Origin of the sequence: Campylobacter sp. BCW_6877 (assembly GCF_001762445.1) — a bacterium.
Lineage (GTDB): Bacteria > Campylobacterota > Campylobacteria > Campylobacterales > Campylobacteraceae > Campylobacter_D > Campylobacter_D jejuni.
This window is the reverse complement of record NZ_MJWW01000028.1, coordinates 33,858-51,040: the sequence shown is the minus strand read 5'-3', so window position 1 is coordinate 51,040 and position 17,183 is coordinate 33,858. Positions and strand designations below refer to the sequence as shown.

Sequence of the window (17,183 nt, the reverse complement as noted above, 5' to 3'; positions counted from 1 at the left end):
TTGCGCCCTTAGGGCAATAGCTCCAACGGTAGAGCGCCGGATTCCAAATCCGATGGTTGGGGGTTCGAATCCCTCTTGCCCTGCCATAATTAAGGTTTAAATAAATGGAAAAATTAATAACTTATTTTAAATTATCAAAAGCCGAATTAAGGAAAGTAATTTTTCCTTTAAAAGAACAGGTAAGAAATGCCTATATTACAGTTTTTGTGGTTGTTGCGGTGATTTCTTTGTTTTTGGCGTTAGTGGATTGGCTTATGTCCTCTATTGTTTCTGCGATCGTATAAGGAGAGTAAATGAGTACTCATAAATGGTATGCAATTCAAACTTATGCTGGCAGTGAAATGGCAGTTAAAAGAGCCATTGAAAATTTAGTAAAAGATAACGGAATTGAAGAACAACTTAAAGAAATTGTTGTTCCAACTGAAGATGTTATTGAATTTAAGAATGGAAAAGAAAAGATTAGCGAAAGAAGTTTGTATTCAGGATACGTTTTTGCACTTCTTGATTTAAATACAGAGCTTTGGCATCGCATTCAATCTCTTCCAAAGGTTGGTCGTTTTATTGGAGAATCTAAAAAGCCAACCCCTTTAACAGAAAAAGATATTAATTTGATTTTGGAAAAAGTTCACAATCGTGCAGCGCCTAAACCAAAGATTTCTTTTGAAGAAGGGGAAAATGTGAGAATCACAGAAGGGCCATTTGCAAACTTTACTGCAATTGTAGAAGAGTATGATATGGTTCGTGGTTTATTAAAATTAAATGTTTCTATTTTTGGACGTTCAACTCCAGTGGAGATCTTATATTCTCAAGTTGAGAAAATAATTTAATTTATATCAAGTAAGGAGATTTGTTATGGCTAAAAAAGTCGTAGGCGAAATTAAATTGCAAATTGCTGCCACAAAAGCAAACCCATCACCACCTGTTGGTCCTGCTTTGGGTCAGCAAGGTGTTAATATTATGGAGTTTTGTAAGGCTTTTAATGAAAGAACAAAAGATATGGCAGGTTTTAATATCCCTGTTGTTATCACTGTTTATGCAGATAAAAGTTTTACTTTTATTACAAAACAACCGCCAGCTACGGATTTGATCAAAAAAGCAGCTGGAATTTCTAAAGGTACGGATAATCCACTTAAAAATAAGGTGGGTAAGTTAACTCGTGCTCAAGTTTTAGAAATAGTAGATAAGAAAATTGCAGATTTAAATACTAAAGATAGAGATCAAGCTGTTAAAATTATTGCAGGTTCAGCTCGTTCTATGGGTGTTGAAATCGTAGATTAATCCTTTCACCGCCAAGGTAAAAGGCGGTAGCACTTTAAAATGCGGAGAAAATAAATGGCTAAGATAGCAAAAAGATTAAAAGAATTATCACAAAAAATTGATTCAAATAAAGAGTATGCTTTAAGCGATGCAATTGATACAATAAAGACTTTAAAGTCTGCTAAATTTGATGAGACTGTAGAAATTGCTTTAAAACTTAATGTTGATCCAAGACATGCAGATCAAATGGTAAGAGGATCTGTTGTTTTACCTGCTGGAACGGGTAAAAAAGTTCGTGTTGCTGTAATTGCAAAAGACGCAAAAGCTGATGAAGCGAAAAATGCTGGTGCAGATATTGTGGGTAGCGATGATTTAGTAGAAGAAATTCAAAAAGGTAATATGAATTTTGATGTTTTGATTGCTACTCCAAATTTAATGGGACTTGTTGGTAAAGTTGGTAGAATTTTAGGGCCAAAAGGTTTAATGCCAAATCCTAAAACCGGAACAGTTACTATGGATGTTGCTCAAGCAGTTAATAATGCAAAAAGTGGTCAGGTAAATTTCCGTGTTGATAAGCAAGGAAATATCCATGCAGGTCTTGGTAAAGTAAGTTTTTCCAAAGAACAATTATGGGACAATGTTAGCACTTTTGTAAAGGCAATTAACAAACACAAACCTGCCGCAGCTAAAGGTAGATATATTAAAAATGCGGCTTTATCTTTGACAATGAGCCCTTCTGTAAAGCTTGAAACACAAGAATTGCTTGATATGAAATAAGAGTTGCTTTTTTGCAACTCTTTTGTTTTAAAATAAACATTTGAAAAAATTTTTGATTTTTTGAGATGTTTATTTTAGATTGAAGATAGTCGAGGCATAAGCTTAATTGGATTTCCACTCTACTTGAAATCTCAATCGGAAAGGAGAAAATGTGACTAGAAGTGAAAAAGTTGAGATTATTGCTAAACTTGAAGAAGGTTTTAAAGCTAGTGAAGCTATTGTAGTTTGTAATTACAGAGGTCTTAGCACAAAAAAACTAGAAGAGCTTAGAAATAATGCAAGAGAAAACAATGTAAAAGTTCAAATTGTTAAAAATACTTTGGCTAACATTGCTCTTAACAATTCCGGTAAAACAGGTCTAGTTCTTAAAGATACAAATATTTATCTTTGGGGCGAAGATCAGCTAAGTGTTTCAAAAGTAGCTGCTAAATTTGAAGAAAATAACGATAAATTTGAAATCAAAACAGCTTATATTGAAGGCGAAGTTGCAGATGTTGCTAAGGTTAAAGCTCTTGCTAAAATGCCTTCACGCAATGAGTTGCTTGCTATGCTTTTGCAAGTTTGGAATGCGCCAATTACCAATTTCACAATAGGTTTAAATGCGCTTAAAAATAAAAAAGAATCTGAATAAATTAAATAAAAGGATAAAAAATGGCAATTTCTAAAGAAGATGTATTAGAATATATTTCAAATTTAAGTGTTCTTGAGTTATCAGAACTTGTAAAAGAATTTGAAGAAAAATTTGGTGTGTCTGCTGCTCCTGTAATGGTAGCTGGTGGTGCTGCAGCTGGTGGTGCTGCAGCTGCTGCTGAAGAAAAAACTGAATTTGATATCGTTTTAACTGATGGCGGTGCTAAAAAGATTGAAGTTATTAAAATCGTTCGTGCTCTTACAGGCCTTGGTCTTAAAGAAGCAAAAGATGCAGTTGAGCAAACTCCTTCAACTCTAAAAGAGGGTGTGGCTAAAGCTGAAGCTGAGGAAGCTAAAAAACAACTTGAAGAAGCTGGTGCTAAAGTAGAACTTAAGTAATTTTAAGCTTTAAAGTTTAGAAGAAGATTTGCCAAGGCAAGTCTTCTTTTTTTATTTTTACCTAATTTTTAGGTCTTCTTTTTTAAATTTACAAAATTTACCATGAGGTATGTGCGATATGTTAGATAATAAATTAGGAAATCGTTTAAGAGTAGACTTCTCAAACATTTCAAAACAAATAGAAATCCCAAATCTTCTACAATTACAAAAAAAGAGTTTTGATTATTTTTTAAATCTTGATAATGGTGAAAGTGGTATAGAAAAAGTTTTTAAATCAATTTTTCCTATTCATGATCCGCAAAATAGATTGAGTCTTGAATATGTTAGTAGTGAAATAGGCAAGCCAAAATATACCATTCGCGAATGCATGGAAAGAGGTTTGACTTATTCTGTAAATTTAAAAATGAAAATCCGTCTTACTCTGCATGAAAAAGATGAAAAAACAGGGGAAAAAGTTGGCGTAAAAGATATTAAAGAACAAGAAATTTATATCCGCGAAATTCCTTTAATGACAGATCGTGTATCTTTTATCATTAATGGGGTTGAGAGGGTGGTTGTAAATCAATTACATAGAAGCCCTGGTGTTATTTTTAAAGAAGAAGAAAGCTCAACGGTTGCAAATAAGCTTGTTTATACAGCACAAATTATTCCTGATCGTGGTTCGTGGCTTTATTTTGAATACGATGCCAAAGATGTTTTGTATGTAAGAATCAACAAGCGTAGAAAAGTTCCTGTAACTATGCTTTTTAGAGCTTTAGGGTATAAAAAACAAGATATTATTAAGTTGTTTTATCCTATTCAGACTATACATGTGAAAAAAGATAAATTTTTAACAGAATTTAATCCAAATGATTTTATGGATAGAATAGAATATGATATTAAAGATGAAAAAGGAAAAATCGTTCATCAAGCTGGAAAAAGACTTACAAAGAAAAAAGCAGAACAGCTTATTAAAGACGGTTTAAAATGGATAGAATATCCTGTAGAAATTTTACTTAATCGTTATTTAGCAAATCCTATTATTGATAAAGAAAGTGGAGAGGTTTTATTTGATTCTTTAACTTTGTTAGATGAGAGTAAGCTTGCTAAGATTAAAGAGCAAAAAAGTTTTGATATAGCAAATGATTTGGCTAATGGCGTTGATGCAGCGATTATTAACTCCTTTGCTCAAGATGGAGAAACTCTAAAACTTCTTAAACAAAGTGAAAATATTGATGATGAAAATGATTTAGCTGCGATTAGAATTTACAAAGTTATGCGCCCAGGTGAACCTGTGGTAAAAGATGCAGCGAAGGCTTTTGTAAATGATTTATTTTTCAATCCTGAAAGATACGATCTTACCAAGGTGGGTCGTATGAAAATGAACCATAAGTTAGGTCTTGAAGTGCCTGAGTATGTTACTGTTTTGACTAATGAAGATATTATTAAAACTGCAAAATATTTAATTAAAGTAAAAAATGGTAAAGGACATATTGATGATAGAGATCATTTAGGAAATCGTCGTATCCGTTCTATAGGTGAACTTTTAGCCAATGAGCTTCATTTAGGTCTTGCAAAAATGCAAAAGGCGATCAGAGATAAATTTACTTCTTTAAATGCGGATCTTGATAAAGTAATGCCTTATGATTTAATCAATCCTAAAATGATTACTACAACTATCATTGAATTTTTTACAGGAGGTCAGCTTTCGCAATTTATGGATCAAACCAACCCTTTAAGTGAGGTTACTCATAAGCGTCGTTTGTCAGCGCTTGGTGAAGGTGGGCTTGTAAAAGAAAGAGCAGGTTTTGAAGTGCGTGATGTTCACGCGACACATTATGGTAGAATTTGTCCAGTTGAAACACCTGAAGGTCAAAATATTGGTTTGATTAACACTCTTTCTACTTATGCAAAAGTAAATGAACTTGGCTTTGTTGAAGCACCATATAGAAAAGTTGTAAATGGTAAAGTGACTAATGAAGTTGTTTATCTTACAGCAACACAAGAAGAAGGCTTATTTATCGCACCAGCTTCAACTAAGGTTGATGCTAAAGGCAATATAGTAGAAGAATTTGTTGAGGCTAGACAAGATGGTGAAACTATACTTGCAAGACGCGAAGAAGTGCAATTAATCGATCTTTGCTCAGGTATGGTTGTTGGGGTTGCGGCTTCTTTGATTCCGTTTTTAGAGCACGATGATGCAAACAGAGCACTAATGGGTTCAAACATGCAACGTCAAGCTGTGCCACTTCTTACTGCTTCAGCTCCGATAGTAGGAACAGGTATGGAACAAATTATTGCGCGTGATGCTTGGGAAGCTGTTAAAGCAAAGCGTGGCGGTGTGGTTGAGAAAGTGGATAATAAAAGTATTTTCATTTTAGGTGAAGATGATAAAGGTCCATTTATTGACCATTATACTATGGAGAAAAATTTAAGAACCAATCAAAATACAAATTATATTCAACATCCTATTGTTAAAAAAGGTGATATAGTAAAAGCAGGACAAATTATCGCAGATGGTCCTTCTATGGATCAAGGCGAACTTGCTATAGGTAAAAATGCTTTAATCGCTTTTATGCCTTGGAATGGTTATAACTATGAGGATGCTATAGTTGTAAGTGAGAGAATTATTCGTGAAGATACCTTTACAAGCGTGCACATTTATGAAAAAGAAATTGAAGCAAGAGAACTAAAAGACGGCATAGAAGAAATTACCAAAGATATCCCAAATGTAAAAGAAGAAGATGTTGCACATCTTGATGAGAGCGGTATTGCAAAAATTGGTACCCATATCAAACCAGGTATGATTTTGGTGGGTAAGGTTTCTCCAAAAGGTGAGGTTAAACCAACTCCTGAAGAAAGACTTTTAAGAGCTATTTTTGGGGAAAAAGCAGGACATGTTGTGAATAAATCACTTTATGCAACCGCTTCTTTAGAGGGTGTTGTTGTGGATGTTAAAATTTTCACTAAAAAAGGCTATGAAAAAGATGATCGCGCAATAAAATCTTATGATAAAGAAAAAATGGCTTTAGAAAAAGAACATCATGATAGACTTTTGATGATGGATAGAGAAGAAATGCTTCGTGTTTGTGCTCTTCTTTCCAAAGCCCCTTTAAATAGTGATCAAAAAATTGGAGATAAAAATTATAAAAAAGGACAAACTGCAGATATTAGCGAACTTGAAAAAATCAATCGTTTTACTTTAACAACTTTGATTAAAGCTTATTCTAAAGAGATTCAAAAAGAATACGATGATTTAAAAAATCATTTCCAAAATGAGAAGAAAAAATTAAAAGCAGAACACGATGAAAAGCTTGAAATTTTAGAAAAAGATGATATTTTACCAAGTGGGGTAATTAAGCTTGTTAAAGTTTATATTGCTACAAAGAGAAAGCTTAAAGTCGGTGATAAAATGGCAGGACGCCACGGAAACAAAGGTATAGTTTCAACTATAGTTCCTGAAGTGGATATGCCTTATTTACCAAATGGCAAAAGCGTGGATATTGCGCTTAATCCACTTGGCGTTCCAAGTCGTATGAATATAGGCCAAATTTTAGAAAGCCATTTGGGTTTAATTGGACTTAGACTCGGAGATCAGATTCAAGAAATTTTTGACAGAAAGCAAAAAGATTTTCTTAAAGAATTAAGAGCAAAAATGCTTGAAATTTGTTCTATTCCAAGACTTGCAAGCGAAAAAGAATTTATTAAAAGCTTAAGCAATGAAGAGCTTTTAAACTATGCTAGAGACTGGAGTAAAGGAGTTAAATTTGCTACTCCTGTTTTTGAAGGTGTAAATATAGAAGAATTTAGCAAGCTTTTTGAAATGGCCAAGATAGATATGGACGGCAAAACAGAACTTTATGATGGACGCACGGGTGAGAAAATCGCAGAGCGTGTTCATGTAGGATGTATGTATATGCTAAAACTCCACCACTTAGTTGATGAGAAAGTTCACGCAAGAAGTACAGGACCTTACAGCTTAGTTACCCAACAACCTGTGGGTGGTAAAGCACTCTTTGGGGGACAAAGATTTGGAGAAATGGAAGTTTGGGCACTTGAAGCTTATGGAGCGGCTCATACTTTAAGAGAAATGTTAACCATAAAATCAGATGATGTAGAAGGTAGATTTAGTGCTTATAAAGCATTGACAAAAGGTGAAAATGTTCCAGCAACAGGAATTCCTGAAACATTTTTTGTATTAACCAATGAGCTTAAATCTCTTGCTTTAGATGTTGAGATTTTTGATAAGGATGAAGATAATGAGTAAATTTAAAGTAATAGAAATCAAAGAAGATGCAAGACCTAGAGATTTTGAAGCGTTTCAACTAAGACTTGCAAGTCCTGAAAAAATCAAATCATGGTCTTATGGAGAAGTAAAAAAACCAGAAACTATCAATTATAGAACCTTAAAGCCTGAAAGAGATGGGCTTTTTTGTGCAAAGATTTTTGGACCTATAAGAGATTATGAGTGTCTTTGTGGTAAATACAAAAAAATGCGTTTTAAAGGCGTTAAGTGTGAAAAATGTGGTGTTGAAGTAGCAAATTCAAAAGTGCGTCGTTCTAGAATGGGGCATATTGAGCTTGTAACTCCTGTGGCTCATATTTGGTATGTTAATTCTCTTCCAAGCCGTATAGGGACGCTTTTGGGTGTTAAGATGAAAGATCTTGAGCGCGTGCTTTATTATGAAGCTTATATCGTTGAAAACCCAGGAGATGCTTTCTATGATAATGAAAGTACTAAAAAAGTGGAATATTGCGATGTTTTAAACGAGGAGCAATATCAAAATTTAATGCAACGCTATGAAAATAGTGGCTTTAAAGCAAGAATGGGTGGAGAAGTTGTTCGTGATTTACTTGCAAATTTAGATCTTGTAGCGCTTTTAAATCAGCTTAAAGAAGAAATGGCGGCTACAAATTCAGAGGCTAAGAAAAAAACCATCATTAAACGCTTAAAAGTTGTAGAAAATTTCTTAAATTCAAATTTAAACGCCAATACCGATAGCGATGAAGCCGTACCAAATCGTCCTGAATGGATGATGATTACAAATCTTCCAGTTTTACCGCCAGATTTGCGTCCTTTAGTGGCTTTAGATGGTGGGAAATTTGCAGTTTCTGATGTGAATGACTTATATCGTCGTGTTATTAATAGAAATACACGTCTTAAAAAACTTATGGAACTTGATGCACCTGAAATCATTATAAGAAATGAAAAAAGAATGCTCCAAGAGGCTGTTGATGCACTTTTTGACAACGGTCGTCGTGCTAATGCTGTAAAAGGAGCAAATAAACGCCCATTAAAATCTTTAAGTGAAATTATTAAAGGCAAACAAGGACGTTTTAGACAAAACCTACTAGGTAAGAGGGTTGATTTTTCAGGTCGTAGCGTTATTGTTGTAGGTCCAAAACTTAGAATGGATCAATGCGGTTTACCTAAAAAAATGGCTTTAGAGCTTTTTAAGCCACATCTTTTAGCTAAGCTTGAAGAAAAAGGTTATGCAACCACAGTAAAACAAGCTAAAAAAATGATAGAAAACAAAACTAATGAAGTTTGGGAATGTTTAGAAGAGGTGGTAAAAGGGCATCCTGTTATGTTAAACCGTGCGCCTACTTTGCATAAACTTTCTATCCAAGCTTTTCATCCTGTTTTAGTGGAAGGTAAGGCTATACAACTTCATCCTTTGGTTTGTGCAGCATTTAACGCGGACTTTGACGGGGATCAAATGGCAGTGCATGTACCGCTTTCTCAAGAGGCCATTGCAGAATGCAAAGTGCTTATGCTTTCATCAATGAATATTCTTTTGCCGGCAAGCGGTAAGTCTGTAACCGTTCCATCTCAAGATATGGTTTTAGGGATTTATTATCTTTCACTAGAAAAAGCTGGTGCTAAAGGTTCGCATAAAATTTGTACAGGTATTGATGAAGTGATGATGGCGCTTGAAAGCAAGTGTTTGGATATTCATGCGAGTATACAAACTATGGTAGATGGTAGAAAGATTACCACTACAGCAGGAAGATTGATTATTAAATCCATTTTACCTGATTTTGTGCCTGAAAATAGTTGGAATAAAGTCTTAAAGAAAAAAGACATTGCCGCGCTTGTGGATTATGTTTATAAACAAGGTGGTTTAGAGATTACAGCAAGTTTCTTGGATAGACTTAAAAATTTAGGTTTTGAGTATGCAACTAAAGCAGGTATTTCAATTTCGATTGCAGATATTATCGTTCCTAATGACAAGCAAAAAGCTATCGATGAAGCAAAAAAACAAGTAAGAGAAATTCAAAATTCTTATAATCTTGGTTTGATTACTTCAGGGGAAAGATACAATAAAATCATTGATATTTGGAAAAGTACAAATAATGTCCTTTCAAAAGAGATGATGAAGCTTGTAGAAAAAGATAAAGAAGGTTTTAACTCTATTTATATGATGGCAGATTCTGGTGCTAGGGGTAGTGCGGCTCAAATTTCTCAGCTTGCTGCGATGAGAGGACTTATGACTAAACCTGATGGTTCTATTATCGAAACTCCTATTATTTCGAATTTCCGTGAAGGGCTAAATGTTCTTGAATACTTTATTTCAACTCACGGTGCTAGAAAAGGTCTTGCAGATACCGCTCTTAAAACAGCAAATGCGGGTTATTTGACAAGAAAACTTATCGATGTTGCACAAAATGTAAAAATTACTATTGAAGATTGTGGAACGCATGAAGGTGTTGAAATCAATGAAATTACCGCAGATAGTTCTATTATAGAAACTTTAGAAGAAAGAATTTTAGGCAGGGTTTTAGCTGAAGATGTGATCGATCCTATTACAAATTCTGTGCTTTTTGCAGAAGGTACTTTAATGGATGAGGAAAAAGCAAAAATTCTTGGAGAAAGCGGTATAAAAAGTGTCAATATCCGCACTCCTATTACTTGCAAAGCTAAAAAAGGAATTTGTGCAAAATGTTATGGTATCAATCTTGGCGAAGGTAAATTAGTAAAACCAGGTGAAGCAGTAGGAATTATTTCCGCTCAATCTATCGGCGAGCCAGGGACGCAGCTAACTCTAAGAACTTTCCACAGCGGGGGGACTGCAAGTACGGATTTACAAGATAGACAAGTAAGCGCACAAAAAGAAGGTTTTATAAGATTTTATAATCTTAAAACTTATAAAAATAAAGAAGGTAAAAATATCGTAGCAAATCGTAGAAATGCGGCGATTTTACTTGTGGAGCCAAAAATCAAAACTCCATTTAAAGGTGTGATTAATATAGAAAATATTCATGAAGATGTGATTGTTTCTATTAAAGATAAAAAACAAGAAGTAAAATACATACTAAGAAAATACGATCTTGCTAAACCAAATGAATTAGCAGGCGTAAGTGGTAGTATAGATGGAAAACTTTATTTGCCATATCAAAGTGGTATGCAAGTAGAAGAAAATGAAAGTATCGTGGAAGTGATTAAAGAGGGTTGGAACGTTCCTAATCGTATTCCTTTTGCGAGTGAAATTTTAGTAGAAGATGGCGAGCCCGTGGTACAAAATATCAAAGCAGGAGAAAAGGGAACGCTTAAATTTTATATCCTTAAAGGCGATGGTTTAGATAGAGTAAAAAATGTTAAAAAAGGCGATATTGTTAAAGAAAAAGGATTCTTTGTGGTGATTGCTGATGAAAATGATAGAGAAGCAAAAAGACACTATATCCCAAGAGAATCTAAGATAGAATTTAATGATAGTGAAAAAATCGATGATGCAAATACCATCATTGCAAGTGCTCCTAAAAAAGAAAGAAAAGTGATTGCAGAATGGGATGCTTATAATAATACTATCATTGCAGAAATTGATGGTGTTATAAGCTTTGAGGATATTGAAGCAGGTTATAGTGCTGATGAGCAAATTGATGAAGCTACAGGTAAGCGTTCTTTAGTGATTAATGAGTATTTGCCAAGCGGAGTTAGACCAACTTTGGTAATTGCAGGAAAAGGTGATAAGGCTGTGCGTTATCAGCTTGAACCAAAAACCGTTATTTTTGTTCATGATGGTGATAAAATCGCTCAAGCAGATATTTTAGCAAAAACTCCAAAAGCTGCAGCTAAATCAAAAGATATTACAGGAGGTCTTCCAAGAGTTTCTGAACTTTTTGAAGCAAGAAAACCAAAAAATGCGGCTGTGATTGCAGAAATTGATGGTGTTGTTCGTTTTGATAAACCTTTGCGTTCTAAAGAAAGAATTATTATCCAAGCAGAAGATGGTACAAGTGCTGAGTATTTAATAGATAAATCAAAACACATTCAAGTAAGAGATGGCGAGTTTATCCATGCAGGTGAAAAACTTACAGATGGAGTTGTTTCAAGTCATGATGTGCTTAAAATTTTAGGTGAAAAAGCCTTGCATTATTATTTGATTTCTGAAATTCAACAAGTTTATCGCGGACAAGGTGTTGTGATTTCTGATAAACATATAGAAGTTATCGTTTCTCAAATGCTAAGACAAGTAAAAGTTGTAGATAGTGGACATACGAAATTTATCGAGGGTGATTTGGTTTCAAGACGTAAATTCCGTGAAGAAAACGAAAGAATCATTAGAATGGGTGGAGAACCTGCTATTGCTGAGCCTGTGCTTTTAGGTGTAACAAGAGCAGCGATTGGAAGTGATAGTGTGATTTCTGCAGCTTCATTCCAAGAAACTACTAAAGTTCTAACCGAAGCAAGTATAGCGGGTAAATTTGACTACTTAGAAGATTTAAAAGAAAATGTTATTCTAGGTAGAATGATACCTGTTGGAACAGGGCTTTATGGTGAACAAAATTTAAAACTTAAAGAACAAGAATAACTTTTTATCAATAGCCCTTTTTTAGGGCTATATTTCCTCATTTAAATATTTTTTAACTAAATTATAAGCAAAAATTAGATATCATCCAAAGTTTATTACATTTTTAAAGAAAGGAATTATTGTGCCTACCATAAATCAATTGGTTAGAAAAGAGCGCAAAAAAGTTTTAGAAAAATCTAAATCTCCAGCGCTTAAAAATTGTCCACAAAGAAGGGGAGTTTGCACTAGGGTTTATACTACAACACCTAAAAAGCCAAACTCAGCGTTAAGAAAAGTTGCCAAAGTAAGACTTACTAGTGGCTTTGAAGTGATCAGTTATATCGGCGGTGAAGGTCATAACTTGCAAGAACACAGCATTGTTTTAGTGCGTGGCGGTAGGGTAAAAGACTTACCAGGGGTTAAATATCACATCGTTCGTGGTGCTCTTGATACAGCAGGTGTTGCAAAAAGAACAGTTTCTCGTTCTAAATATGGTGCTAAACGCCCTAAAGCAGGCGCTGCAAAATAATCATTCATACAGACAAATCCGTTAGATTTGATTTTGTTTGAGTAAAATTTAAAATTTGAAGGAAAAATAATGAGAAGAAGAAAAGCTCCGGTAAGAGAAGTCTTGCCTGATCCGATTTATGGTAATAAAGTAATCACAAAATTTATTAATTCTTTAATGTATGATGGTAAAAAAAGCACAGCTACAACAATTATGTATGGTGCTTTAGAAGCTATTGATAAAAAAGGTGGCGAGAAAAAAGGTATTGATATTTTTAATGATGCGATTGAAAATATCAAGCCTTTATTAGAAGTGAAATCTCGTCGTGTAGGTGGTGCAACCTATCAAGTTCCAGTAGAAGTTCGCCCTGCTAGACAACAAGCTTTGGCGATTCGTTGGATTATTTCTTTTGCAAGAAAAAGAAGTGAAAGAACTATGATTGATAAACTTGCAGCTGAGCTTTTAGATGCTGCTAATAGCAAAGGTGCTTCATTTAAGAAGAAAGAAGATACTTATAAAATGGCTGAAGCAAATAAAGCATTTGCTCACTATCGTTGGTAAGAAGGAGTGTGTATGTCAAGAAGTACTCCTTTAAAAAAAGTTAGAAATATCGGTATTGCTGCTCACATCGATGCGGGTAAAACGACTACATCTGAAAGAATTCTTTTCTTTACAGGCATGAGTCATAAAATCGGTGAAGTTCATGATGGTGCTGCAACTATGGACTGGATGGAACAAGAGAAAGAGCGTGGGATTACTATCACTTCTGCGGCTACAACTTGTTTTTGGAAAGACCATCAAATCAACCTTATTGACACTCCAGGCCACGTTGATTTTACAATTGAAGTTGAAAGATCTATGCGTGTTCTTGATGGTGCTGTTGCGGTATTTTGTTCAGTGGGTGGGGTGCAACCTCAAAGTGAAACAGTTTGGAGACAAGCAAATAAATACGGTGTTCCAAGAATAGTATTTGTAAACAAAATGGATAGAATCGGTGCAAATTTTTACAATGTAGAAGATCAAATTCGCAACCGTTTAAAAGCTAATCCAGTTCCACTTCAAATTCCAATTGGTGCTGAGGATAATTTTAAAGGCGTAATCGATCTTGTAACTATGAAAGCTTTAGTTTGGGAAGATGATACTAAGCCAACTGATTATGTAGAAAAAGAAATTCCAGCTGAACTTAAAGAAAAGGCAGAAGAATATCGTACAAAAATGATAGAAGCAGTTTCTGAAACTTCAGATGAGTTGATGGAAAAATATTTAGGCGGAGAAGAATTAAGCCTTGAAGAGATTAAAACAGGGATTAAAGCAGGATGTTTAAGTCTTTCTATCGTTCCTATGCTTTGCGGTACAGCGTTTAAAAATAAAGGGGTTCAGCCTTTACTTGATGCTGTTGTGGCTTATTTACCAGCTCCTGATGAAGTGGCAAATATCAAGGGTGAATATGAAGATGGCACAGAAGTTTCTGTAAAATCAACCGATGATGGCGAGTTTGCAGGACTTGCATTTAAAATCATGACAGATCCATTTGTAGGACAACTTACTTTCGTGCGTGTTTATCGCGGTTGTTTAGAAAGCGGTTCTTATGCTTATAACTCAACTAAAGATAAAAAAGAAAGAATTGGTCGTTTGTTAAAAATGCACTCTAACAAAAGAGAAGAGATTAAAGTGCTTTACGCAGGAGAAATTGGTGCTGTTGTAGGACTTAAAGATACTTTAACAGGGGATACTCTTGCAAGTGAAAAAGATAAGGTAATCCTTGAAAGAATGGATTTTCCAGATCCAGTTATTTCTGTTGCAGTTGAGCCAAAAACTAAAGCTGATCAAGAAAAAATGTCTATTGCTTTAAATAAATTAGCACAAGAAGATCCAAGTTTTAGAGTTTCTACAGATGAAGAAAGTGGTCAAACTATTATTTCAGGTATGGGTGAGTTACACCTTGAAATTATCGTTGATAGAATGCTTCGTGAATTTAAAGTTGAAGCTGAAGTAGGTCAACCACAAGTTGCTTATCGTGAAACTATTAGAAAAGCTGTTGAACAAGAATACAAATACGCTAAACAATCAGGTGGTCGTGGTCAGTATGGACATGTATTCTTACGCCTTGAACCACTTGAGCCAGGTAGTGGATATGAATTTGTTAATGATATCAAAGGTGGGGTGATTCCAAAAGAATACATTCCTGCAGTTGATAAAGGTGTTCAAGAAGCATTACAAAATGGTGTTTTAGCAGGTTATCCTGTAGAAGATGTTAAAGTAACTGTTTATGATGGAAGTTATCACGAAGTGGATTCATCTGAGATGGCGTTTAAACTTGCTGCTTCTATGGGCTTTAAAGAAGGTGCTAGAAAAGCAGACGCTGTGATCTTAGAGCCTATGATGAAAGTCGAAGTAGAAACTCCTGAAGATTACATGGGTGATGTTATTGGCGATCTTAACAAACGTCGTGGTCAAGTAAATAGCATGGATGAGCGTGGTGGAAATAAAATCATCACAGCATTTTGTCCTTTGGCTGAAATGTTTGGTTATTCAACTGATCTTAGAAGTCAAACTCAAGGTCGTGCGACTTATTCTATGGAATTTGATCACTATGATGAAGTTCCTAAAAATGTTGCGGATGAAATCATCAAAAAAAGAAACGGTTAAATTTTTAGCGGGATTTTTCCCGCTTTCTGTCCTCGTAGCTCAGCAGGATAGAGCGCAAAATTCCTAATTTTGAGGCCGTGAGTTCGAATCTCGCCGTGGACACCAAGTAGTAATTCATTAAGTAATATTAAGATACAAAATACACTATTTTAACAACTTTTCTACATTAAAATTTTTCATTATGATTGAAATTTTTTCTATTTTTTCTTATAATTCTGTAGCCATTTATGTAGCCAAAGTAAAAAAGCTAATTCTGGCTACAAAAATACTAAAAAAAGTTTTTTTAATGCTAACTCAAAAAGATATAGACAATTTAGAAATAAAAGATAAAAGGTATATGATTAGCGTAGGAGAACCAAAAGAATTATATGTCCGAGTTAATCCAACGGGTAAAAAAGTTTTTTATTTAAGAGCTTCAAAATTTAAAAATTTTATAACAATAGGGGAATGCCAAAAAGGTGTTTTAAATGTTACAAATGCAAGAGAAAAAGCAAAAGATCTTTTAAAATCAATGTATGATGGAAAATTTATCGGCAAAAATGATAAGATTATGATACTTGAAAAAGCAAATTTTCTTTATGTTGATATAAAATCTAAAAAATTAAATTCAGCTACAATCAAAAAAGAACAGTCAATTTTTAAAAAATATATTATTCCAACTTTGGGATAAAAAGATATAAATGAATTGAAAAAAGATGATTTTCTACCTATTTATGATTTAATGCAGAAAAAAGGAATATACGAAACAATAAATAAAAATATATCTTTGCTATGTAGGATATTTGAGATTAGTAGACAAAGAGGTGACTTAAAAACAGATATAATACTTCAATTGAAAGATTTAAAGAAATTTTACAATGAAGCAAATCACAATAAAGTTAAACATTTTAAAGCTATAGTAGAAGAACAAGAAATAAAAAATATGTTAGAATGTATGAAAGAATATAAAAATCATCCACGGACAAATACAACTGTAATTAATGCAATTTATTTTACGCTTTTAACAGCACAAAGAAGTAAAAATATTCGATTTGCTAAATGGAGTGATATTGACTTTGAAAACAATCTTTGGATTATAAAAGCAGATGAAATGAAAGTAAGAACTAATGGTGATAATATTATCCCTTTAAATAAATATGCTTTAAAGATACTAGATATACAAAGAATTTTAAATGGAGATAAAAAGTATATTTTCGCTAATAATAATGGAACTATTAGCGAGAATTTTGCTGTAAGATTTTTTAAATTTTATAATTTAGAGCACACTATACATGGATATCGTTCTACTTTTAGAAGTGTTTATACTAATAAAAGCAATGAGTTAATTCAGCAAGGTATTAGTAAAGATATAGCAGAAATGATATTGCATCATATAAGCGGCAATGAAATAGAAAGGGCTTACAACAGAGCCAAGGCAATTGATTTAAGAGTAAAACTTATGCAATGGTATGGAAATTACTTAAATTCTCTTTGTGAGTTTTGCTTTTAATGTCTTTTAGCTTTAAGCCATTTTCTATTTCTTTTATTTCATATCTTATGGATTTTCCTATGCGAATGTAAGGTATTTTACCATCTTGTCTTAACCTAAATAATGATGTTATACTAACTCCTAAATATTCGCTCAATTCTTTTTCTCTAAAATATTTTTTAACCATTTTCAATTCCTAATCTTTTATCTATAATTTCAAAAATAGTATCCTTGTAATAACTCCAAAGCCATTTTTATTCTTCATCTTCTAAATTATCAACGCTTAAATTACGCCATTCTTTTATTGTTTTAGTATCATAACCTAAATTCATTATGGTTTTTTGTAAAAGTTATAACATAGGTATCAAAGACAACACTAAAGATATTTTTCATATCTCCTATACAATCCCTAAGATCTACATTTTCAAATATACAATTTTCAAATTCTGTTCTTAGAAAATTACAAAAATGGAAACTTGCCACACTAAAATCGCAATCGATAAAAGATGCATTCTTGCTTGAAATATCATTTAAATTAGCGTTTTTAAAACTAGCACCATTTATAAATACATTATCAAAATCCAAACCACTTAAATTTAGATTTTCTAAGTTTGCATCATTTAAAGAAATACCTTCTAAAATGCAATACTCAACTAATTCTTTTTCATTTTTTCTATCATCTTTGATAATGATAGTTTCATCAAGTCTTTTTAAAATTCCCATC

At 33.5% G+C, this 17,183-nt stretch carries 14 protein-coding genes, 2 tRNA genes and 1 pseudogene; 15 read left to right on the top strand and 2 right to left on the bottom strand.

From position 1 onward, the window contains the following. The first annotated feature begins 10 nt into the window (after positions 1–10). The 15 genes from AJ936_RS02045 (at position 11) to AJ936_RS01980 (ending at position 16,480) form a co-directional block, all read left to right on the top strand. A tRNA-Trp gene (locus tag AJ936_RS02045) sits at positions 11–86 on the top strand. Positions 87–104: 18 nt separating this feature from the next. After that, complete coding sequence (gene secE / locus AJ936_RS02040; protein ID WP_002854985.1) at positions 105–284, top strand: preprotein translocase subunit SecE; 180 nt, start codon at positions 105–107, stop codon at positions 282–284. A 9-nt stretch (positions 285–293) separates the two neighbouring features. After that, complete coding sequence (gene nusG, locus AJ936_RS02035) at positions 294–827, top strand: transcription termination/antitermination protein NusG (RefSeq protein ID WP_002851098.1); 534 nt, start codon at positions 294–296, stop codon at positions 825–827. A 25-nt stretch (positions 828–852) separates the two neighbouring features. Then, positions 853–1,278, top strand: a complete 426-nt coding sequence (gene rplK / locus AJ936_RS02030) for a 50S ribosomal protein L11 (RefSeq protein ID WP_070210025.1) — start codon at positions 853–855, stop codon at positions 1,276–1,278. Positions 1,279–1,332: 54 nt separating this feature from the next. Then, positions 1,333–2,034, top strand: coding sequence for a 50S ribosomal protein L1 (rplA, locus tag AJ936_RS02025; RefSeq protein WP_002854928.1), 702 nt, complete (start codon positions 1,333–1,335; stop codon positions 2,032–2,034). A gap of 151 nt (positions 2,035–2,185) precedes the next feature. Then, complete coding sequence (gene rplJ, locus AJ936_RS02020) at positions 2,186–2,665, top strand: 50S ribosomal protein L10 (RefSeq protein WP_002866976.1); 480 nt, start codon at positions 2,186–2,188, stop codon at positions 2,663–2,665. Between the two features lie 20 nt (positions 2,666–2,685). Continuing rightward, positions 2,686–3,063: a 50S ribosomal protein L7/L12 gene (gene rplL / locus AJ936_RS02015; RefSeq protein ID WP_002854820.1), complete on the top strand. Its 378-nt coding sequence runs from the start codon at positions 2,686–2,688 to the stop codon at positions 3,061–3,063. Between the two features lie 109 nt (positions 3,064–3,172). Next, positions 3,173–7,309, top strand: coding sequence for a DNA-directed RNA polymerase subunit beta (gene rpoB, locus AJ936_RS02010; RefSeq protein ID WP_072223748.1), 4,137 nt, complete (start codon positions 3,173–3,175; stop codon positions 7,307–7,309). Beyond that, a complete protein-coding gene (rpoC, locus tag AJ936_RS02005; RefSeq protein WP_002891814.1) occupies positions 7,302–11,855 on the top strand; it encodes a DNA-directed RNA polymerase subunit beta' in 4,554 nt (1,517 codons plus the stop codon). Before rpoB ends, rpoC begins: the two co-directional genes overlap by 8 nt. A 121-nt stretch (positions 11,856–11,976) precedes the next feature. After that, positions 11,977–12,363 (top strand): 30S ribosomal protein S12, encoded by a 387-nt coding sequence (rpsL, locus tag AJ936_RS02000; protein ID WP_002782934.1) that lies wholly within the window; start codon positions 11,977–11,979, stop codon positions 12,361–12,363. Between the two features lie 69 nt (positions 12,364–12,432). Further along, positions 12,433–12,903: a 30S ribosomal protein S7 gene (rpsG, locus tag AJ936_RS01995; protein ID WP_002779471.1), complete on the top strand. Its 471-nt coding sequence runs from the start codon at positions 12,433–12,435 to the stop codon at positions 12,901–12,903. Positions 12,904–12,915: 12 nt separating this feature from the next. Continuing rightward, on the top strand, positions 12,916–14,991 hold the full coding sequence (fusA, locus tag AJ936_RS01990) for an elongation factor G (protein WP_070273999.1): 2,076 nt from the start codon (positions 12,916–12,918) through the stop codon (positions 14,989–14,991). Between the two features lie 28 nt (positions 14,992–15,019). After that, positions 15,020–15,096 (top strand) — tRNA-Arg (locus tag AJ936_RS01985). Between the two features lie 181 nt (positions 15,097–15,277). Continuing rightward, a complete protein-coding gene (locus tag AJ936_RS10550; RefSeq protein ID WP_250578763.1) occupies positions 15,278–15,661 on the top strand; it encodes an Arm DNA-binding domain-containing protein in 384 nt (127 codons plus the stop codon). Between the two features lie 15 nt (positions 15,662–15,676). Next, positions 15,677–16,480: a site-specific integrase gene (locus AJ936_RS01980; RefSeq protein WP_250606967.1), complete on the top strand. Its 804-nt coding sequence runs from the start codon at positions 15,677–15,679 to the stop codon at positions 16,478–16,480. Here AJ936_RS01980 and AJ936_RS01975 read toward each other — a convergent pair. Continuing rightward, entirely contained in the window at positions 16,428–16,646 is a 219-nt protein-coding gene (locus tag AJ936_RS01975) for an AlpA family transcriptional regulator (RefSeq protein WP_070273998.1), read from the bottom strand. The two genes, AJ936_RS01980 and AJ936_RS01975, sit on opposite strands and share 53 nt — an antisense overlap. Then, positions 16,639–17,182: pseudogene (locus AJ936_RS01970) on the bottom strand (pentapeptide repeat-containing protein). Before AJ936_RS01970 ends, AJ936_RS01975 begins: the two are co-directional and overlap by 8 nt. Position 17,183: the final 1 nt, after the last annotated feature.

What these genes read in the sequence shown, in the direction of transcription:
- rpoB (WP_072223748.1), top strand. Translation starts at nt 3,173, where the DNA reads ATGTGCGATATGTTAGATAATAAATTAGGAAATCGTTTAAGAGTAGAC.
- fusA (WP_070273999.1), top strand. Translation starts at nt 12,916, where the DNA reads ATGTCAAGAAGTACTCCTTTAAAAAAAGTTAGAAATATCGGTATTGCT.
- secE (WP_002854985.1), top strand. Translation starts at nt 105, where the DNA reads ATGGAAAAATTAATAACTTATTTTAAATTATCAAAAGCCGAATTAAGG.
- AJ936_RS01975 (WP_070273998.1), bottom strand. Translation starts at nt 16,646, where the DNA reads ATGGTTAAAAAATATTTTAGAGAAAAAGAATTGAGCGAATATTTAGGA.
- AJ936_RS10550 (WP_250578763.1), top strand. Translation starts at nt 15,278, where the DNA reads ATGCTAACTCAAAAAGATATAGACAATTTAGAAATAAAAGATAAAAGG.
- nusG (WP_002851098.1), top strand. Translation starts at nt 294, where the DNA reads ATGAGTACTCATAAATGGTATGCAATTCAAACTTATGCTGGCAGTGAA.
- rplK (WP_070210025.1), top strand. Translation starts at nt 853, where the DNA reads ATGGCTAAAAAAGTCGTAGGCGAAATTAAATTGCAAATTGCTGCCACA.
- rplA (WP_002854928.1), top strand. Translation starts at nt 1,333, where the DNA reads ATGGCTAAGATAGCAAAAAGATTAAAAGAATTATCACAAAAAATTGAT.
- rpoC (WP_002891814.1), top strand. Translation starts at nt 7,302, where the DNA reads ATGAGTAAATTTAAAGTAATAGAAATCAAAGAAGATGCAAGACCTAGA.
- rplL (WP_002854820.1), top strand. Translation starts at nt 2,686, where the DNA reads ATGGCAATTTCTAAAGAAGATGTATTAGAATATATTTCAAATTTAAGT.
- rpsG (WP_002779471.1), top strand. Translation starts at nt 12,433, where the DNA reads ATGAGAAGAAGAAAAGCTCCGGTAAGAGAAGTCTTGCCTGATCCGATT.